The 19,567-nt window shown below is 73.3% G+C and carries 15 protein-coding genes; 6 read left to right on the forward strand and 9 right to left on the reverse strand.

The features are described from left to right. Positions 1-47: 47 nt before the first annotated feature. A complete protein-coding gene (locus ACFU5J_RS15825) occupies positions 48-1,115 on the reverse strand; it encodes a multicopper oxidase domain-containing protein (protein WP_430579358.1) in 1,068 nt (355 codons plus the stop codon). Between the two features lie 474 nt (positions 1,116-1,589). Here ACFU5J_RS15825 and ACFU5J_RS15830 point away from each other — a divergent pair, with 474 nt between their 5' ends. The 3 genes from ACFU5J_RS15830 to ACFU5J_RS15840 all read left to right on the forward strand — a co-directional run bounded on the left by ACFU5J_RS15830 (position 1,590) and on the right by ACFU5J_RS15840 (position 7,702). Then, the gene (locus tag ACFU5J_RS15830) at positions 1,590-2,486 is read left to right on the forward strand and encodes a sugar phosphate isomerase/epimerase family protein (RefSeq protein ID WP_430579359.1); all 897 of its coding nucleotides are present in this window, start codon (positions 1,590-1,592) and stop codon (positions 2,484-2,486) included. A 111-nt stretch (positions 2,487-2,597) separates the two neighbouring features. Next, positions 2,598-3,260, forward strand: coding sequence for a GNAT family N-acetyltransferase (locus ACFU5J_RS15835; protein ID WP_430579360.1), 663 nt, complete (start codon positions 2,598-2,600; stop codon positions 3,258-3,260). A gap of 287 nt (positions 3,261-3,547) precedes the next feature. Beyond that, positions 3,548-7,702, forward strand: coding sequence for a PQQ-dependent sugar dehydrogenase (locus ACFU5J_RS15840; protein ID WP_430579361.1), 4,155 nt, complete (start codon positions 3,548-3,550; stop codon positions 7,700-7,702). A gap of 93 nt (positions 7,703-7,795) precedes the next feature. On the opposite strand, the gene ACFU5J_RS15845 is transcribed toward ACFU5J_RS15840, so the two are convergent. From ACFU5J_RS15845 to ACFU5J_RS15860, 4 genes are all read right to left on the reverse strand, one after another. Then, positions 7,796-8,164 carry a DUF2200 domain-containing protein gene (locus tag ACFU5J_RS15845; protein WP_430579362.1) on the reverse strand — a complete coding sequence of 123 codons (369 nt, stop codon included), beginning with the start codon at positions 8,162-8,164 and terminating at the stop codon, positions 7,796-7,798. Between the two features lie 31 nt (positions 8,165-8,195). Beyond that, complete coding sequence (locus tag ACFU5J_RS15850; protein ID WP_430579363.1) at positions 8,196-8,813, reverse strand: DUF6580 family putative transport protein; 618 nt, start codon at positions 8,811-8,813, stop codon at positions 8,196-8,198. Then, entirely contained in the window at positions 8,810-9,223 is a 414-nt protein-coding gene (locus ACFU5J_RS15855; RefSeq protein WP_430575954.1) for a DUF4430 domain-containing protein, read from the reverse strand. Before ACFU5J_RS15855 ends, ACFU5J_RS15850 begins: the two co-directional genes overlap by 4 nt. 72 nt (positions 9,224-9,295) lie before the next feature. Next, the gene (locus ACFU5J_RS15860) at positions 9,296-11,422 is read right to left on the reverse strand and encodes a type IIA DNA topoisomerase subunit B (RefSeq protein WP_430575955.1); all 2,127 of its coding nucleotides are present in this window, start codon (positions 11,420-11,422) and stop codon (positions 9,296-9,298) included. A 116-nt stretch (positions 11,423-11,538) separates the two neighbouring features. Here ACFU5J_RS15860 and ACFU5J_RS15865 point away from each other — a divergent pair, with 116 nt between their 5' ends. Beyond that, a complete protein-coding gene (locus tag ACFU5J_RS15865) occupies positions 11,539-11,754 on the forward strand; it encodes a hypothetical protein (RefSeq protein ID WP_430575956.1) in 216 nt (71 codons plus the stop codon). 88 nt (positions 11,755-11,842) lie between these two features. Here ACFU5J_RS15865 and ACFU5J_RS15870 read toward each other — a convergent pair whose 3' ends face one another. Further along, positions 11,843-13,432, reverse strand: a complete 1,590-nt coding sequence (locus ACFU5J_RS15870) for a SpoIID/LytB domain-containing protein (protein ID WP_430579364.1) — start codon at positions 13,430-13,432, stop codon at positions 11,843-11,845. Positions 13,433-13,569: 137 nt separating this feature from the next. Here ACFU5J_RS15870 and ACFU5J_RS15875 point away from each other — a divergent pair, with 137 nt between their 5' ends. Next, complete coding sequence (locus ACFU5J_RS15875; protein ID WP_430579365.1) at positions 13,570-15,054, forward strand: FAD-binding oxidoreductase; 1,485 nt, start codon at positions 13,570-13,572, stop codon at positions 15,052-15,054. A 74-nt stretch (positions 15,055-15,128) separates the two neighbouring features. Here the strand turns inward: ACFU5J_RS15875 and ACFU5J_RS15880 are convergent, their stop codons facing one another. The 3 genes from ACFU5J_RS15880 to ACFU5J_RS15890 form a co-directional block, all read right to left on the reverse strand. Beyond that, entirely contained in the window at positions 15,129-16,721 is a 1,593-nt protein-coding gene (locus tag ACFU5J_RS15880) for an RNA polymerase sigma factor (protein WP_430575959.1), read from the reverse strand. A 308-nt stretch (positions 16,722-17,029) separates the two neighbouring features. Further along, positions 17,030-17,386, reverse strand: a complete 357-nt coding sequence (locus tag ACFU5J_RS15885; protein ID WP_430575960.1) for a universal stress protein — start codon at positions 17,384-17,386, stop codon at positions 17,030-17,032. Between the two features lie 9 nt (positions 17,387-17,395). Then, positions 17,396-18,736, reverse strand: coding sequence for a DUF4192 domain-containing protein (locus ACFU5J_RS15890; protein ID WP_430579366.1), 1,341 nt, complete (start codon positions 18,734-18,736; stop codon positions 17,396-17,398). A 171-nt stretch (positions 18,737-18,907) separates the two neighbouring features. Here ACFU5J_RS15890 and ACFU5J_RS15895 point away from each other — a divergent pair, with 171 nt between their 5' ends. Beyond that, positions 18,908-19,534: a hypothetical protein gene (locus ACFU5J_RS15895; protein ID WP_430579367.1), complete on the forward strand. Its 627-nt coding sequence runs from the start codon at positions 18,908-18,910 to the stop codon at positions 19,532-19,534. Positions 19,535-19,567: the final 33 nt, after the last annotated feature.

Consider the following 19,567-nt stretch of genomic DNA (forward strand, 5'->3'; position numbering starts at 1 on the left):
TGCGTGGGACCGAAGTGCGTCGGGCGGGGGCGTCCCCGCACCCGGGATCACATCGAGTGGCCGCCGTGCTGCTGGAAGCGGTCGATCGCTGCCTGGGCGCCGTCGGGCATGGAGCCGTCGGCGTTCCGGACGAGGAAGACGCCGGCCATGCCGCCGTCGGAGTGGAACTGGACGTGGCAGTGGTACATCCACGCCCCGGCCCCGACCGCCTCGCCCGCCACCACCTGGAACCCGAAGGACGTCCCGGGGTTGAGGTCGCGCGTGTCGATGACCCGGCTGGGGTCGTCCGGGCCGGCGAGGTACCCGGTCCGGTTGTCCGCCCAGCGGTGCGCGTGCAGGTGGAACGTGTGCAGCTGGTCGCCGTGCCCGATCGCGATCCACTCGACGGTCTCGCCGAGGTTCGCCTCGAACATCGGGGTGTGCGGGGCCATCTGGTTGTTCACCGTCATGTCGTTGAACACGACCGTGTACTGGCGGTCGGGCACGCGGTCGCCCCGGCGTCGGACGACCAGGGCGCCGTAGAGCCCGGCGCGCAGCCCGGCCGTGCCGTGCTCGCCGCCGAGCGCGTGGTCGTGGTAGTGCCAGTAGCCCGCCGACCCGCTCACCCACCGGCCGTCGTCGGCCTGATGCGTGGTGTGCGAGCGCCAGACGTAGGTGCGGGTCTCGCCGGGCTCGTTGAACGAGTCGTTGAACGGGCTGCCGTCGGAGTCGGTCTCGTAGTCGACGCCGTGCGGGTGGATCGAGAGCCGCTTGTCGGTGGTGTTCACCAGCTCGATCTGGAGGGTGTCGCCCTCCCACATCTCGAGCAGCGGGCCGGGGATCGTGGCCTCCCCCGGCGCGAGGCCGTACCCGATCTGCCCGTTGCCGAGCGACTCCGCGAACACCGTGATGTTCCGGGTGGTGGCGCGGGGTGCCGCCGTCGGCGTCGCGGTCGGGGTGGGGGTCGGGGACGGCTTCGGGGCGGCCGAGGCGGCGCCGACGCCGACGCCGAGGGCGCCGGTCGTGGCCGGCACCACGAGACCGGCGAGGGTGCCGGTCAGCATCGACCGACGCGAGACCCGGTCCTTCCGTGGTCCCGCCGTGGTGCCGCTGTACTCCGTGCTGTTCTCAGGCATGAGACTCCGTTCGACGTCGCCGGGGGCCGGTCAGCTCGTCCGGCGGACAGAAGTGCGGGAGGCGACGGGTCTCGTGCGCGCGAGACCGTCCGCGGCGACGCCGCGGACGACACGTGCTGGTGGTGCGAAGGCAGACCTCATCGTCGTTCCCTCCAGGACACAGCTCGCGTACCTCCCCGAGGGATCCGTCTGACGACGACTCGAAGGGGTGCGCACGCACATCACAGGTGCGGTGCCGACCTTAGGGAGCCTTCTGTCGACTGTCAATCAGAAGTCGTCAGACGGGAGCACAGCAATTGGTCAGGACCCATCAGATTTGGCCGAAACATGTGGCCCGGGCACGCCTGACGAGGCTTCGCGCCAGCCCGCCGGGCACATCACCGACGGCCACCGGCGTCGGCCGCGGGTGTTGTCAAGACCTGGGGCCAGGCCTACAGTCGATTTCACCCGACTTTTGACGATGAGGTGGAAAAGTTGACAGGTCATGCTCAGAAGTACTCCCGTCGCATCTTCCTGCAGGGCGCCGGCGCCGCCGCGGCGGCCGGGCTCGGCGCCATCGCGCTGCCGGGCACCGCCTCGGCCGCGACCGACGGCGGGGGCCGCGCGGTCCCGCCCGGCAAGATCGGCTTCCAGCTCTACTCGGTGCGGGACATGCTCCGCGCCGACCCCGAGGGCACGCTCGCGATGGTCGCGGCGGCCGGGTACGCGTCGGTCGAGCCGGCCTACGACTACGGCAACCGCACCCCGGAGCAGTTCCGCGCCATCATCGACGCCAACGGCCTGCGGGTCGTCGGCAGCCACCACAACCCGTACGACTTCCGGGGCGACCTCGCCGAGGTGACCCTCGAGCGCGCGGTGACCCTCGGTCAGAGGTACGTCGGCGTCTCCTACATGGACGGCGCCCAGACCGCGGACGGCTACCGCCGGATGGCCGAGGAGATGAACCGCTGGGGCGAGGTGGCGCGCACCTACGGGCTGCGGTGGTACGCCCACCTGCACGACAACGAGTTCCACAGGGACCCCACGACCGGCGAGGTCCTGTTCGACGTCTGGCTGCGGGAGACCGACCCCGACCTGGTGGCGTTCGAGCTCGACCTGTACTGGATCCTGCGGGCGGGCGCCGACCCGGTGGCCTATCTCGACGCGCACCAGGACCGGTTCCCTCTGTTCCACCTCAAGGACGGCATCCCGACGCAGGGCATCGAGAACGACCTCGGCGAGGGCAGCGTGGACTTCCGGGGGATCCTCTCCCACGTCCACGCGCTGGGGCGGCACGAGTTCGTCGTCGAGCGCGACCAGCAGCCCGACCCCGTCCGCACCGCCCAGGTCTCGTACGCGAACCTGCGGAAGCTGAGGGTCCCGCGGGCCTGACCCGACCCGCCGCGTCCGGGGCGGCCGTCAGACCCCGGACGCGGCACCGTCCGCATGCCGCCCCGCCGGCCGACGCGTGACTCCGCTCCCCCGACCGGGGACGATACGTCCATGAGCCCCCACCCCGGACACGACGTCACCACGCCCGCCCAGGGCGCCCGCCCCGCGCTCACCGTGGACCGCTACGACCTCTCCGACCGAGACGCCCTCTACGACGTCTGCCTGCGCACCGGCGACTCGGGCGACGACGCCACGGGCCAGTACGAGGACGGCGCGCTGCTCGGCCACGTCTACCTCGGCGCCTACCTCGCCCTGGAGCCCGACCTGGCCCGCGTGCTGCGGCGCGCGGACGGCACGGCGGTCGGGTACTGCGTCGCGACGGCGAGCACCACGGACTTCGAGCGCCGCTGCGAGGAGTCCTGGTGGCCGCCGTTGCGGGCGAGGCTCGCCGCTCCGGCTGCCGACGACGAGTCGGCGGACGCGCGCCTGCTCCGCATGATCCACGCGCCGTCGCGGTCGGGTGCGCCGTGGCTGGAGCAGTACCCGGCGCACCTGCACATCGACCTGCTGCCCGAGGCGCAGGGCGGCGGCGCGGGGCGACGCGTGCTGGAGGCCGTGCTCGACGCCGTCGCCGCCGCGGGCGCCCCGGGGATCCACCTGGGCGTCGGCGGACGCAACCTCCGCGCCATCGGCTTCTACGAGCACCTCGGCTTCCGCACGCTCGAGGAGCAGCCCTGGGGCCGGACGATGGGGATGCCCCTGTCCGGCCGCTGACCTGCGGGCCCGAGGCCGTCGACGCCGTGCCGCCGTCCGGCGCCGACCGCTCGCCCGCCCCCCGGAACGCCCGTGCCGGGCCGGCCCTCCGAGCACGCTGAGACATCCCTTGCCGCATCCTGTGGGTCGTCCTAGGATCCTGAAAGCGCTTGCCTGGCAAGCGCTTTCAGGACCATGAAGCACTGATCGACAACGACGTTGAGAGGTCACAGATGCGCGAGCTCATGCCCCGACGGTCGGCCGAACCGGCCCGCCCGCCCACACCCACCACCCCACGGTCGGGGCCCGTGCGCCTCGCGGCCGCGATCACCGCCGCGGCCGTCGCCGGCACGACCCTCCTCGTCGGCGCGCCCGCCCTCGCCGCCGAGCGCACCGCGGCGGGCTCGCCGTCCACGACCGCCGCCGACCAGGAGTTCACCGAGCTCCTCGGCTTCGAGCAGTACGAGCGCACGGCGCTGAACGGCCAGGACGGCTGGTCGGCGTCCGGGGCCGCGAAGGTGATCGCGGACCCGCTCAACGGCAACAACCAGGTGCTCGAGATGACCGGCGGCAACCAGAAGGCCTACCGCGCCGTCCCGGAGATCGCCGACGGCACCACCGGCACCCTGTTCTTCCGGTTCCTGCGCACGGGGAGCGTCGACACGTCCTTCGGGCTCACGGACGTCGACCAGCCGTCCGGGACCGGGGACAGCCGCGCCTACGTCAACAACCAGAACAGCGACGTCCTCCTCGTCCGGGACGGCGGCGCCTTCAAGCCCGCCGGCGTCTGGGGCCGCGACGCCTGGCAGTGCGTCTGGGTCGTCGCCGACAACGCCGCCGACAAGGTCTCGGTGTACAGCCAGGGCGGTCCGTACGAGGAGCTCACGCGGCTCCCCGAGGGCACCGAGCAGCAGTTCGGCTTCCGCCAGGGCGTCTCGACGGCGCTCGACCGGTTCTGGTGGATCAACGGCGCGAGCAGCGCCGGCAACCTCATGCTCGACGACGTCGCCGTCGACACCGCGGGCGAGAACCTCTCGATCGCGACCGGCAACCCCGGCGACTGCGCCGCGGGCGGCCAGTCGGAGGCACCGCTGATCAACCCGCTGCCCGACCCCAAGATGTCGACGCTCGGCGTCGAGGTGGAGGAGCTGGCGCAGCTCCCCGAGTCGCACACCACGCCCGCGACCCAGGACCCGCGCCTCGACCGGTACAACCGGATCACGCACCTCGACGAGATCCCGGACGGCTCCGGGCGGCTCATGGTGCCGGACAACAACGGCACCCTCTACACGGTCGACAAGAACACCGGCGAGTACACGCCGTACCTCGACGTGCGCCAGGCGTTCATCGACAACTTCCACAACTCCGCCGGCCTGGGCACCGGCCTCGGTGCCGCCGAGTTCCACCCGGACTTCGCCGAGAACGGCCTGTTCTACACGGTGCACACCGAGGCGGGCACGGCCCTCACCGAGGACACCCCCGACTTCCCCGCGTACGGCACCACCGGGTTCCACAGCGTGGTCACCGAGTGGAAGGCCACGGACCCGTCGGCCCCCGTCTTCGAGGGCACCAGCCGGGAGATCATGCGCGTCCCCTTCAACGGCCGCGTGCACACCGTGCAGCAGATCGCCTTCAACCCGACGGTGCGGCCCGGGGACGCCGACTACGGCAACCTCTACATCCTCGCGGGCGACGGCGGCAACGGGGTCGGGAACGGCAATCCGCAGGACCTCTCCACGCCGCAGGGCACGATCATGCGGATCGACCCGCTGGGGGACGACAGCGCCAACGGCCGGTACGGCATCCCCGACGACAACCCGTTCCTCGGCACCGAGGGCGCGCTGCCCGAGCTCTACGCGGTCGGCATGCGTGACCCGCACCGCATCAGCTGGGACCCCGCCGGCGACCACACCATGTACCTCGGGCACATCGGCGAGTGGCAGGTCGAGTCGATCTACGCCGTCGAGCCCGGCGACAACTTCGGCTGGTCCGAGCGCGAGGGCCCGTTCCGGGCGGACAACCGCCAGATCTACCCGCTGCCGGCCGACGACGCCGGGAACGGCTTCACCTACCCCGTCGCCGCCTACGACCACAACCGCGACCCCGGCCAGACGGGCGACGCCGGCGTCGCCAACAACGGCGGGTTCGTCTACCGCGGCGACATCGCCGCCCTGCAGGGGCGTTACCTGTTCACGGACCTCGTGCACGGCTGGGTGCTCTCGACCGACGCCGACACGATGGTCCGCAACGACGGTGACCTCGAGGACCTGGCGCCGATCGAGCAGCTCCGCGTCTTCGCCGGCGGCAAGGAGACCACGTTCCAGGAGCTGGTCGGCGACAAGCGGGTCGACCTGCGCTTCGGCTCCGACGCCGACGGCGAGCTCTACCTGATCTCGAAGGCGAACGGGAAGATCTGGAAGGTCACCGGCGCGCACCGGCTCGCGCCCACCTCCCCGGTCGCGCTCCCCGAGCTCGCGCCGAACCTGGTGGCCCACTACGACTTCGACCACCCCGTCGCGGGCGCCACGACCTTCGAGGCGGACCAGGGATGGTCCGGCACGAAGATCGAGCTCATCAACGGCGGCGTCGAGCAGCGGGTCACCGACCGGGCCTACCCGGGTGCCGGCCGGGCCCTGCAGACCCAGCAGATGAGCCCGACGACCGCGTCGAACGACGACTGGAAGGCGGGCGTCTACGACGCGAAGGGCGTCGGCTCGCTCGACGCGTTCTCGGCCACCGACCAGGCCGCCGTCATGGGCTGGTTCAAGCGGACGGGCGCGAACGTCGCCGGCCTCAACTCGGGCACGGCGAGCCCGGACGACCGGTACAACGCGATCGGCCTCGCCGGCGTGCTGACGGGCGACTCCGACGGCCACGGGGTGCGGGCGCTGCTCGAGGTCATCACCGTGGGCGACGAGCTCAAGCTGGTCGCCCTCGGGCGGCGCGTCGACGGCGCGGGGTCGTGGACCTTCGCCGCCGACATGCCCTGGGACGAGATCCTGGCGCAGGGGCGGTGGGTCCACCTCACCGCGACGTTCGACTTCGCGGCGGGCGAGATGAAGCTGTACCGCAACGGCGAGGAGCTCGCGGGCCGGTACACCTCGTCCAACCCGTGGGGCTCCGGACCGACGTCGGCGACGACGTCGCGCGGCATCAAGATCGGCGGCAGCTTCCCGCAGGACACCAAGGAGGCGAACCCGTTCAACGGCCGGATGGACAACCTGATGTTCCTCGACACCGTCCCGTCGCCCGAGCAGGTCGCCGCCCAGTACGCGCTGTTCGGCGCCACGCCGACCGAGCCCACCGAGCCGCCGTCGTGCACGCCGGCCGGATCCACGGTCACCGACGTCATGGCGGGCGAGAACTGGGCCCCGAGGACGCCCTCGAAGTGGCAGTTCCCCGGGGACCAGATCGTCCAGACCTCGGCGGGGACCGACCCCGCCGACGGTATCCGGCGGCCGTTCGAGTACGCCGTCCTCACCCAGGGGCCGGAGCTCGGGTCGTTCGACCTCGGCGCCCAGGTCCGGATCGACGAGCCCGCCAGCGTCAACAACCGCGACGTCATCGTGGTGTTCGGGTGGCAGTCCGACACGAAGTACTACTACGCCCACCTCTCGAAGGACAACACGATCTACCCCCACAACGGGATCTTCAAGGTCGACGGCAAGGACCGGGAGCGGATCGACGACCAGTGGGACGGCAAGGTCGGGGCTCCCCCGGCGATCACCGACGAGGAGTGGCACGACGTGCGCGTCGTGCGCTGCGCGGACAGCGGCGACATCGCCGTCTACCTCGACGGCCTCGACACCCCGCTGCTGACCGCGGACGACACCACGTTCACGTCCGGCCGGGTCGGGTTCGGCTCGTTCGACAACTACGGGCGGCTGCGCGACCTCACGGTCACGACGTCGCCGGCCGACGTCGACGGGCCGACGGTCACCGTGAAGGAGGGCGACGAGTTCACCACCGGCCGGGACGGCACGTACAGCAAGGTCTCGTTCAGGCTGCACGACGCCGGCAAGGTCGACCGCCTCACCCTCAACGGGGTGGAGAAGGACCTCGTCGACGACGAGTGGTCGGACCTGAACTTCGTGAAGCCGGGCGCGTTCGGCGCGGTCGAGGGCACCAACACCCTCGTCGTCCGCGACGTCGCGGGGAACGCCACCACGGTGACGTTCACCCTCGACGTCACGGGCCCGACCGTCACCGTCAAGGACGGCGCGCAGTTCACGGCCGGCGCCGACGGCACCTACCGCCTGGTCTCGTTCAAGCTCCACGACGCCGGCAAGGTCGACCGCCTCACCCTCAACGGCACGGCGAAGGACCTGACCGACAACACGTGGTCGGACCTGAACTTCGTCAAGCCGCGGGCGTTCGGCGCGGTCGAGGGCACCAACACCCTCGTCGTCCGCGACGTCGCCGGGAACGCCACCACGGTGACGTTCACCCTCGAGACGCCGTAGCCCGAGAGGCACCGGCGCAGCACGACACGGGCCCCCGGTGGGCGGGGGCGGCACCTGCCGCTCCCGCCCACCGGGGGCCCGTCGTACGGTCGGCTACGCGGCCGCGCCGGTGCCGCCGCGCAGGATCGACGACATCTTCTTGCCCTTCGCGACCTCGTCCACCAGCTTGTCCATCCAGCGGATCTGCTGCATCAGCGGGTCGTCGATCTCCTCGACCCGCACGCCGCAGATCACGCCCGTGATGAGCGACGCGTGCGGGTTCATCGCGGGCGCCCGGGCGAAGAACGTCTCCAGGTCGACCTCGTCCGCGACGGCCCGCTCGAGGCCCTCGTCGTCGTAGCCCGTGAGCCACGAGACGACGCGGTCCACGTCGGCCGCGTCGCGGTCCTTGCGCTCCACCTTCTGCACGTAGAGCGGGTAGATGCTGGCGAACGTCATCCGCCGGATCCGGTCTGCGGGCATGGGTCCTCGCCTCCCTGTCGGTCCGTCGAGGCTATCGCGCCGGCAGCGCGGCGGGGGCTGCCGCCGACGCGCGCTCCAGCCGCACCACCAGGGCCACCAGTCCGGCCGCGAGCGGCACCAGGACCAGGTTGCCGAGCAGCATCGGCCGCAGGAACGGCAGCCCGGCGACGTAGCTGGCCAGCAGCCCGTCGAGGCCCGCGGGGTAGAACGTGCCGCGACCGAGCCACCACACGCCGGCGTTGGTCCACAGGTAGAAGAACAGCGAGCCGCCGACGCCGAGGCCGAGCGCGGCCACCAGGCGGCCGGTCGTGCCGCGGGTGCGGCCCGCCCACCAGGCGCCGACGCCGATGACGGCCCAGGCGCTCCACGTGAACACCAGCACCGACGAGTTGCCGAGCAGGACGTCGCTCAGGGCGACGACCGCCAGCGGTGCGAGCATCGCGACGCGGTGGCGCAGCAGGCCCGCCGCCGCGAACGCCGCGGCGGTCGAGATCTCGAGGTTCGGCGGGGCGCCGAGGTCGTTCTTCACCAGCCGCCACACGACGGCGGCCGCGACGAGCAGCACGGCGACGGCGGGCCGCCACCAGCGGTGGGCGAGCTCGCGAGCGGACAGCGGGGCCTCGAGGCGCGACGACGGGGAGACGGTCACTTCTCGATCTCCTCGAGCTTCCAGGTGATGGTCTGCCCGTCCTTCGTCTCGAGCGAGCCGGCGCCGACCTGCGCCATCTCGTCGTCGACGTACAGGCCCCAGAACTCCGTGTCGGGGTCGGCCTCGCGGCCGCGCACGGCCGTGACGAACGCGTTCTCGCCCTTGCCCTGGACCTGGGCCTCCGGGTCGTGCTTCTCCAGCAGCTCGAGCGCCGTCTTGCCGTCCTCGCCGGCGTAGGAGAACTCGCTGAGGTTCTCCGCCACCTGCTCGGTCGCGTCCACGGACGCCGAGGCCGAGGAGCTCGTGTCGGCGGAGCCGCCGTCGGCGCAGCCGGCCAGCAGGCCGGCGGCCAGGGCGGTCGCCGGGAGGAGGGCGAGCAGGCGGGAGGTGGTCGAGCGGGGGATCTTCACGGCCGAAGGGTACCCATCACCCGTGGTCACCCGCCGCCCGGGCCGCCATCCGGACGGCCCGGGCGCACCGGGTCAGGCGTCGATCCGGGAGTGGTCGAGGGTGCCCGCGCCGGCGACGATGAACTCCTTGCGCGGAGCCACGTCGCTGCCCATGAGCAGCTCGAACACCCGCTCGGCGGCCTCGGCGTGCTCCACCGTCACGCGGCGCAGCGTGCGGTGGCGCGGGTCCATCGTGGTCTCGGCGAGCTGGTCGGCGTCCATCTCCCCCAGGCCCTTGTAGCGCTGGATGTCCTCCTTGTACCGACGGCCCGCGCGGTCCAGCTTCTTGAGGGTGGCGGTCAGCTCGGCCTCCGAGTACGTGTAGACGTACTCGTTCTTGCGCCGCCCGCTGCCCAGCACCTCGACGCGGTGCAGCGGCGGGACGGCGGCGAAGACCCGGCCAGCCTCGAGCATCGGGCGCATGTACCGGTAGAAGAGCGTCAGCAGGAGCGTGCGGATGTGCGCGCCGTCGACGTCGGCGTCCGTCATCAGGACGATCTTGCCGTAGCGCGCGGCCTCGAGGTCGAAGGACCGCCCCGACCCCGCGCCGAGGACCTGGATGATGGCGGCGCACTCCGCGTTGCGGAGCATGTCGCTGATCGACGCCTTCTGGACGTTGAGGATCTTGCCGCGGATCGGCAGCAGCGCCTGGAAGTCGCTCGACCGCGCCAGCTTCGCCGTCCCGAGCGCCGAGTCCCCCTCGACGATGAACAGCTCGCTGCGGGTGACGTCGTCGCTGCGGCAGTCCGCGAGCTTCGCCGGCAGCGACGACGCCTCGAGGGCGTTCTTGCGCCGGGAGATCTCCTTCTGCTTGCGCGCCGTGACGCGGGCGCGCATCTCGGCGACCACCTTGTCCAGCAGCAGCGCCGACTGTGCCTTCTCGTCGCGCTTGGAGGAGGTGAGCAGCGCGCCCAGCTCCTTCTCCACGACGCGGGAGACGATGGCGCGCACGGGCGCCGTGCCCAAGACCTCCTTCGTCTGGCCCTCGAACTGCGGCTCCGCGAGCCGCACGGTGACGACCGCCGTCAGGCCCGCCAGGACGTCGTCCTTCTCGATGCGCTCCGCGGCGTCCTTGGTGGAGACCTTCAGCCGGCGCGCGTTCGCCTCGATCTGCTTGCGCACCGTCTTGAGCAGCCCCTGCTCGAAGCCCGACAGGTGGGAGCCGCCCTTGGGCGTGGCGATGATGTTGACGAAGGTGCGCACCTCCGTGTCGTAGCCGCCGCCCCAGCGCAGGGCGACGTCCACCTCGCACTCGCGCTGCACGTCCTGCGGGGTCATGTGGCCGCGCGAGTCGAGCACCGGCACCGTCTCGGTGAAGTGCCCGCTGCCCTGCAGCTGCCAGGTCGAGGTCACCGGGGCGTCCGGAGCGAGGAACTCGACGAAGTCGACGGCGCCGCCGTCGTGCTGGAAGACCTCCTCGAACGGCCCGGACTCGCCCGGGGTGCCGGGCAGCCCGCGCTCGTCGCGCAGCGTGATCTTCAGGCCGGGCACGAGGAACGTGGTCTGGCGCGCCCGGGTGACGAGCTCGTCGTAGCTGAACACGGCCGACTTCGGGAACACCTGCCGGTCCGCCCAGTACCGCACCCGGGTGCCGGTGACCCCGCGCTTGACCTTGCCGACGACGGCGAGCTCGCTGTGGTCGGTGAAGGGCGCGAACGGCGACTCGGGCGAGGCTCCCGAGGCCGGGTCGGAGAAGATGCCCGGCTCGCCGCGGTGGAACGTCATCCGGTGCGTCTTGCCGCCGAGGTCCACGTCGACGTCGAGCCGCGCGGAGAGCGCGTTGACCACCGACGCGCCCACGCCGTGCAGACCGCCCGACGCGGTGTACGAGCCGCCGCCGAACTTGCCGCCCGCGTGCAGCTTCGTGAAGACCACCTCGACGCCCGTGAGGCCCGTCTTCGGCTCGATGTCGACCGGGATGCCGCGGCCGTCGTCCTCGACGGTCACGGACGAGTCGGCGTGCAGCACCACGCGGATGTCGGACGCGTGCCCGCCGAGGGCCTCGTCGACGGAGTTGTCGATGATCTCCCACAGGCAGTGCATGAGGCCGCGCGAGTCCGTGGACCCGATGTACATGCCGGGGCGCTTGCGCACCGCCTCGAGGCCCTCGAGGACGGTCAGGTGGCGCGCGGTGTACCCGGACTCGGAGGTGGCTGTCACGGGAACGAGGGTAGACGACCCGAACAGGTGTTCCGTGTGCTCCACGCCGCTATGCCAGGAGCGAACCCGGCCGGGGTCCGGGATGCTCCGGGCCACCGGTCTGGTTGGATGGAGACGTGAGCACCACGACGACCGAACCGACCCAGCCGCTGACCGCCGCCGACCGCTGCGACCGCTGCGGCGCCCAGGCGTACGTGCGTGTGGTCCTGCCCGTCGGAGAGCTCCTCTTCTGCGGGCACCACGCACGTGCGCACGCGGGCGCCTACGAGGGCATCGCCGTCCACGTCCAGGACGAGACGGACCGGCTCCTCGCCGAGCACGGGGCGCGCTGACCCGCGACCGACCCCCTCGGCCCGACCGACGAACGACGAGAGCCCCGCACCGGAACGGTGCGGGGCTCTCGTGCGTGGTCCGCGCGGGTCAGCTGTTGCGGCCGGTGAGCGAGCCGACCCACGACGCCCGCACCCCGAGGGCGGTGCGCCACCCGTCCGCCGTCCTGGTCCGCGACACCTTCTTCCCGGTCGCCGACGTGGCCGTGAGCGTCTTGACCTGACCGCTCGACCACCGTGACGTCACCGCGATCGAGCGCACCGACGACAGCCCGAAGAGCGACCGGGCCTTCGACTGCGTGATCGAGTCGCTCCACGTCACGTACGGGTTGCCGGGCGCCTTGGCCGAGTACGTGTCGGGCACGTGCTTGAGGTACGGCAGGGCCGTCGTCCCGAACACCTCCGCGTTGGTCGCCGTGCCGCGGCGCCCGCCCGCGCCGCCCGTCGACGCGAAGTACGGCGTCTCGGCGAACAGGCCGTCGGCGTCGCGCAGCACCGTCACCGTGCCGTCCTGCACCGTGGCGTCCACGGCCGCGACCCAGGTACCGCCCCAGCTGCCGCCCTGCTTCTTCCACCCGGTGTAGTGCTGGGAGCGGGTGTCGTCGTAGACGTGGCAGCCGCAGGTGGACTTGAGGCCCTTCACCTTCTCGACGATCGCGTAGTTGCGCGCCGCGACCGCCTGCGCCTGCAGGGCCGCCGCGCCGCGGTTGGCGCTCGCGCCCCATCCCGACGGCATCTCGTCCAGCCCGTAGAGGTACTCGGTGTTGATGATCACCTCGTTGACGACGTTCGGCCGGTTCGACCGCTTGGTCACCACGAGGCGACCGTTGCGGTACGTCCCCTGGGCGCCCGCGACGGTCGCGACCGCCTTCGTCCCGGTGGGCTGGAAGTAGCGCGTGCCGGACCACTCGAAGGTGAGGCTGGACCGCGCCGGCACGCTCTTGACGGTCGCGCCGCCCCGGGTGACCTTGGCCGTGACGCCCGCGGACGCGACGCCCGTCGTGACCTGCTCCGCGGCGCCTCCGCTCGCCACCACCGCGCCCGCGGGGTCCTTGAGCTGCCAGCTGCCGGAGCCGATGGCCAGCACGGTCGTGGTCCGGCTGTCCGACGGCGGTCCGAGCACCTGCACGTCGAGGCTGGTGCGCGGGTCGTTCGCCGTCGAGACCGTGGTGCCCGGGTAGTAGTAGCCCAGGATCTGCGCCGCCGTACGGCCGGACCGCGACTGCTGGTACGCGCCCCACTGGGCCATCCCGACGCCGTGGCCCGACCCCGAGCCGGAGATCGCGAACCGCACGGGCACGACGAGCACCTTGACCGCGCCGCTCGTGGCGTGGCTGGTCCGGAAGCGGTAGCTGGCCGACACGGTGGGCTTCACCGTGGTCGACGCGCGGCCCTTCGTGCCGGTCCGCACGGTACGGACCTTGACCCAGGACGAGCCCTTCTTGCGCTGGAGCGTCACCGTCGCGCCCTTCACGGGCTTGCCGGACCTGAGGTAGCGGACCGTGAGGGTCTTGCCGCTCGCCGCCGTCGTCGTCCCGCCGCCGGAGCCCGTCAGGGACCAGGTGGCCGCCTGTGCCGGCGGGGCCACGAGCACCGACGCGAGCGCCAGCGCCAGCGAGACGACGAGCGCGAGCAGAGCGACGAACCGGGACCGCCCGGGGAAGGCCGTGGTCTGGAGCACGCGGACACCCTGCCACATCGGCCCAGGCCAGGGGAATGCCCCCACAGTTCACCCGGGGGCCCCGGGCACCGACCCGTCACCGCCGGGCCGCGCACGGCTCCCTCTCCCCGGCACCGTCCACCGAAGGAGAGTCACCGATGTCCAGCACCACCCCCGCCGCCGTGTCGCTCGACGACCCGACGGCGCAGCACCTCACCGCCTCGGCCTCCACCGTCGCCGACGAGGTCCGGCCCGGCCTCGCCGGCACCGTCCACCTCCCCGGCGAGCCCGCCTACGACGCGGCCCTCGGGGGCTTCAACCTCGCGCTGGTGCACCGCCCGGCCCTCGTCGTGCGCGCCGCCTCGCCCGAGGACGTGGCCCGCACCGTGCGGGCTGCCGCCGGCCACGGGCTCGGCGTCGGCGTGCGCTCCACCGGGCACAGCGCGGCCCCGACCGGGCCCGCCGACGTCCTGCTCGACGTGTCGGCTCTCGACGGACTGGAGATCGACCCCGTGGAGCGCACGGCCACGGTCGGGCCGGGCACGCCGTGGCGCGCCGTGCTCGACGCCGGCGCGCCGCACGGGCTCGGCGGCCTCTGCGGGTCGTCGCCGCACGTCGGGGTGGTGGGCTACACCCTCGGCGGCGGGCTCGGGCCGCTCGCGCGCACGTTCGGCTTCGCCGCCGACCACGTCCGCTCCCTCGACGTCGTCACCCCCGACGGCGCGCTCGTCACCGCGTCCCCCACCCGGAACGAGGACCTGTTCTGGGCGCTGCGGGGCGGCGGCGGCGCGTTCGGCGTCGTCACGTCGATGACGTTCGACCTGTTCCCGCTGCGCACGGTGCACGGCGGCACCCTGTGGTTCGACGTCGCCGACGCGGCGCCCGTCCTGCACCGCTGGCGCGAGCTGGTGCCCGACATGCCGGAGTCCGTGTCCACGTCCGTCGCGCGCCTGAACCTGCCGCCGCTCCCCGACCTGCCCGAGCCGCTGCGCGGACGCGCCGTCCTCGTGGTGCGGTACGTGCGCCACCTCGGCGACGACGGGCAGGGCGGGCGGGACGGCGCGCCGGCGGACGGCCTCGTCGACGCGCTGCGGTCGGTCGCGGCACCCATCCTGGACACCGTCGGCGACCTGCCCTACGTGCGGATCGGCGAGATCCACGCCGACCCGGAGGACCCGATGCCGTTCGTCGAGCGCGGCGGTCAGCTGCGCGAGCTCTCGGCCGACGCCGTCGACGTCTTCCTCGCGGCCGTGCCGCCGGGGTCGCCCGTGATGATGGCCGAGATCCGCCTCCTCGGCGGCGCGGTGGGACGGCCCGCCGCCGTCCCGAACGCCGTCGCCGGCCGCGACGCGGCCTGCACCCTGTTCGTCGGCTCCCTCGGCGTGCCCCTGGGGCCGCCGGACGCCGCCGCCCACGTCCAGGCCGTGCACGACGCCATGCGTCCGTGGTGCACCGGCGGGTCGCTGCTCAACTTTGCGGGGCCCCGCGACGCCGCCTCGGCGCAGCTGCTGCGCACGGCGTTCGGGAGCGGCACGTACGACCGCCTGGTGTCGATGCGGCGCCGGCTCGACCCGCTGGGCGTGCTCGCGCCGTCCTCCCGCTGGGCCGCCGTCCAGGGCGTCCCCGGCGTCCCGGCCGCCTGACGCCGGGACGTCGAAGGCCCCGGTGCCGGTCGAGGGATCGACTGGCACCGGGGCCCTGTGCGCGCTGCGCGGGATCAGTCCAGGTAGTCCCGCAGCACCTGGGACCGGCTCGGGTGCCGCAGCTTCGACATCGTCTTGGACTCGATCTGACGGATCCGCTCGCGCGTCACCCCGTAGACCTTGCCGATCTCGTCGAGGGTCTTCGGCTGCCCGTCCTGCAGACCGAAGCGCATCGAGACGACGCCCGCCTCGCGCTCCGACAGGGTGTCGAGCACCTGGTGCAGCTGCTCCTGCAGCAGCGTGAAGCTCACGGCGTCGGCCGGGACCACGGCCTCGGAGTCCTCGATGAGGTCACCGAACTCGCTGTCGCCGTCCTCGCCCAGCGGCGTGTGCAGCGAGATGGGCTCACGGCCGTACTTCTGGACCTCGACCACCTTCTCGGGGGTCATGTCCAGCTCCTTGGCCAGCTCCTCCGGGGTGGGCTCGCGGCCCAGGTCCTGGAGCATCTGGCGCTGCACGCGGGCGAGCTTGTTGATGACCTCGACCATGTGCACCGGGATGCGGATGGTGCGGGCCTGGTCGGCCATGGCGCGCGTGATCGCCTGCCGGATCCACCAGGTGGCGTACGTCGAGAACTTGTAGCCCTTGGTGTAGTCGAACTTCTCGACGGCGCGGATCAGACCGAGGTTGCCCTCCTGGATGAGGTCTAGGAACAGCATGCCGCGGCCGGTGTAGCGCTTGGCGAGCGAGACGACGAGGCGCAGGTTCGCCTCGAGCAGGTGGTTCTTGGCGCGCTTGCCGTCGTGCGCGATCCACCGCAGGTCGCGGTACATGCGACGCTCGTCGGCGCTCGCCTTCGTCTTGTCGTAGTCGGCGTAGTCCTTGGACAGCCGCTCCTCGGCGAACAGGCCGGCCTCGATGCGCTTCGCGAGCTCGACCTCCTGCTCCGCGTTCAGCAGCGCGACCTTGCCGATCTGCTTCAGGTAGTCCTTGACCGGGTCGGCCGTGGCGCCGGCGGTGACGACCTGCTGCGCGGGCTGGTCGTCGTCGTCGGTGTCCGAGACGACGAATCCCGTCTCCTCGTCCTCGCCCTTGCCGTCCTTGCCCGCGGTGGCCTTCGTGCCCTTCACGGCACGCTCGGCGGTGTTGTCCTGCTCGTCGTCCGCGCCCTCGGTCGCGTCGTCGTCGAGCTCGACTTCCTCGATGTCGTCCGGGCCCGGCTCGTCCTTCGAGGCGGCCTTGCGCCCACGCGTCGTCTTGGCGCCCTTGGCCGACGCCGACTTCGCGGCGGCGGGCTTCTTGGCGGCCGGGGCCGCCTCGCCCGACTCCTCGTCGGCCGGGGTCGTGGCGGAGGACGACTTCACCGTGGAGGTCTTCACCGCGCCCGACCGCGCCGCCGGCGCCTTGGCGCGCGTCGCGGTGCTCCGGCTCGTGCTGGCGGCGGCGACCTTGGTGGCCGTGGGCACACCGATCTCGACGCCCGCGGTCGCGAAGGCGCGCAGGACCGCCTTCAGACGCTTCGGGTCCGCCACCGCGGCGTCCTCGCAGGCAGCGCGGAAGCTCTCGGCGTCGACCCGGCCGTCGGCGGTGCCTCGAGCGAGCAGGCCCTGCAGGGCAGGGTGCTCGAACTCGCGGGGAAGTGCAGGGTTCTGCGCAGTGGACGCCACAAACCGACCTTTCGGCATTCGAGGGGACGGTGCACCGCCGTCAAGGCCTCCGACTCGGACTGTCGTGGCTCAGGCGGACACCCCTATTGTACCGGCGACATCCGCGACGGTGGGGCACCGCGGGCTCCTGCGCCCGCTCCAGTACCCGCGTCGTGCGGTCTCCGGTGCTGGCTCAACGCACGGGAGCGCTCGAAGATTCCCGCCGTACCGCGGGGAACGGCGCACCGTGCGGTCGCCCGGCGGTTCCGCCCGGTGACCGCCGACGGTCACGAGCGTCACACCCCGCGGCGTGGCGCGGCGCGCCGCGGTCACGGCTTCACCGCGAGCACGGGACAGGGGGCCTCGAGCAGGATCCGCTGGGCCCCCGAGCCGAGGATGAGCTTGCCGACGGGACTGCGCCGGCGCAGCCCCACGACGATCAGCTCCGCCCCGGCCTCCTGGGCGGTGCGCACGAGGTCCTCGGCGAGGTCTCCGGTGCCGCCGACCACCGCGTAGGGCAGCCCCGAGGCGGCCAGGTCGTCCTCGACCGCCTGCCTCCCGGGGTCGCCGTCGCCCTTGGTCGCGACGACCGTGAGCGGGACGGACCTCTCCCGCGCCTCACGCTTCGCTGCGGCGAGTGCCGCCTGTCCCTCGGCCGTGCTCAGGAGTCCGACGACGATCGCCATGGGGGCACGCTACCCGACGTCGAGCCCGGTCACCGGACCGCCCACGACCCCGGTCGCCGGGCCGGTCACGAGCCCGGTCACGAGCCCGGTCACGAGCCCGGTCGCGGGGCCGGTCGCGGGGCCGGTCGCGTCCGACGGGACCCGGCCCCCGGAGGACGCCACCCAGCCCGGCGGCACGGCCGCCCGCAGCACCCCGGCGAGGAGCGCCGCGAGGCGGTGCGACGGGTCCTGGCGCAGCGCCTCGCGGACACGTCGCGAGGCGAGCCAGCCGTCGCCCCGCCACCATGCGAGGAACCCCAGCAGGGCGAGCGGGGCCGCGTGCCAGCGGCGCGGCGCGGCGCCGACCACCTGCTCGAGGACCAGCCGCGCGGCATCGGCGGTCGCGGGGTCGGGCGGGACACCGACCCGCGGGTCCACCACGCGCGCGATCGCCCGGGCCGTGGCCACCTCGACCGCCGCCTCGTCCTCGGCGCCTCCCGCGGTCAGGTCCGCCACGTCGGCGCCACCGGGCACGAGCGACAGGAGCACCGCGTCGCGCACGGAGACGTCCGCGAGCGCGGCTGCCAGGCGTCCGAGCCTCGCGGGCGGCAGGACCGTCTCGCCGCCCGGGACGGCGGCGCGCCGCTCGTCGGCGGCCTGGCGCACGAGGTCGCGCCACACGCCGTAGGCCTCCGAGCGCCATCGCGCCGTCGAGACGCCCGCGGCCTCGCCGTCCAGGGCCGTGGGGCGCGCCCGCTCGGCCCGGCCGGCGGCCTTCGCCGCCCGGTCGCGCACGGCGACCGGCGCCCGAACGATGCGGTGCGCCTCCTGCTCCGAGGCCGCGACCGCCCGCCCCGCGACGACGAACGCCGCCCCGACCTCGCCGTGCTCGAGCTCGCCCAGCGGGCGGCCGCCGGGCGGGCAGCACGCCGGGTCGGAGCAGCCGAGACCGCGGTAGCCGTCGGCACCCACCAGCCAGGTCTCGACGTCGGCCGCCACGTCCAGCACCTCGTCGAGGGCGGCGAGCACGTCGACCGCGTGCCGCAGCACGGCGGCCTCGGGCCGTGCGGTGCACAGGACGACGAGGACGAACGCGGCTCCGGCCCGCGCCGCGGCCCGGGCCACCGTGCGGGCGTCCGGCCCCGGCCCGTCGGGCCGGGCGACCCCGTCCGCGTCGGTGAGCGACGTCCGGGCGACGAGCCCGATCCGGCCCTCGGTGGTCACGCAGACGACCACGCAGCACTCGCGGGGCCGGAACCCGAGCAGGTACGGCACGGCGGCGAGCAGGTCGCGGGACGAGCGGAGCACGACGGGCAGGTCGAACGGGGAGCCCGGCTCCCCGGCGTGTGGCGTGGCATAGACGGCTTCCATGACCCGATCCCATCGGGTCCGGCGGAGGCCCGACCGCCACCCGCGGCCGGTTGTGGACGCACCGCCCTTGGGGGCAGCCTCCAGTCCACGGCGCGCGGTGAGGCGTCCTCGCCGCCCTCGGGCCGGTCGGCGTTGCCGGGTCCACCCGCACGGCCCGCTACGGTGGGCGCCGTGCCCACGCTCCCCCGCCCGACGCGACGCGCCCGCACCGTCCGCGGTGCCCGTGCGGGTGGCGTCGCCACGGCGCTCACCGTGCTCCTGGCGCTGTCCGGGTGCGGCCTGCTCGACGGCGGCACCCCCGACGACGAGGTCTCCGCGACCGGCGAGGACGGCTCCGGCGTCGGGCTCCGCGGCGACGCGGACGCGACGGCGAGCGCCGACCCGGACGCCCCGGGGGCCCTGCCCACGTTCGACCCGGACACCGTGGTCGGCGGCTACGCCCCCGGCTTCCCCGAGAAGCTGCTCGGCGCCCCCGAGGACGCCACGGTCCTCGCCAGCTCGGCCGCGCCCGGCGAGGGCAGGCTCACCGACGTGACGCTCAACCTGAGCTCGACCCGCAGCACGCAGGAGGTCATCGACCAGCTCGCGAAGCGGCTCGACAAGGCCGGCTTCACCCAGTCCGAGACAGGGACGCTCACCGGGCTCACCGCCCAGACCACGTTCGGCCGCGAGACCACCCCGAAGTCGAAGAAGGGCGCCAAGGACGCCGGCCCGGTCGTGGAGTCGGTCACCCTCGGCGTCCTCGACGACGGCGAGCGCCGCCTCGTGACGGTGAGCGGCTCGGTCCTCGTCGGCTGACCCGGGCCCCGGCCCCGGGCCGGACGCATAGGC

The organism is Isoptericola sp. NPDC057559, assembly GCF_042801555.1.
Classification (GTDB): Bacteria; Actinomycetota; Actinomycetes; order Actinomycetales; family Cellulomonadaceae; genus Isoptericola.

Bases quoted from the DNA above. Each gene is read 5' to 3' on its own strand.
- ACFU5J_RS15825 (WP_430579358.1), bottom strand. From the start codon at position 1,115: ATGCCTGAGAACAGCACGGAGTACAGCGGCACCACGGCGGGACCACGG.
- ACFU5J_RS15890 (WP_430579366.1), bottom strand. From the start codon at position 18,736: ATGGAAGCCGTCTATGCCACGCCACACGCCGGGGAGCCGGGCTCCCCG.
- ACFU5J_RS15885 (WP_430575960.1), bottom strand. From the start codon at position 17,386: ATGGCGATCGTCGTCGGACTCCTGAGCACGGCCGAGGGACAGGCGGCA.
- ACFU5J_RS15875 (WP_430579365.1), top strand. From the start codon at position 13,570: ATGTCCAGCACCACCCCCGCCGCCGTGTCGCTCGACGACCCGACGGCG.
- ACFU5J_RS15835 (WP_430579360.1), top strand. From the start codon at position 2,598: ATGAGCCCCCACCCCGGACACGACGTCACCACGCCCGCCCAGGGCGCC.
- ACFU5J_RS15845 (WP_430579362.1), bottom strand. From the start codon at position 8,164: ATGCCCGCAGACCGGATCCGGCGGATGACGTTCGCCAGCATCTACCCG.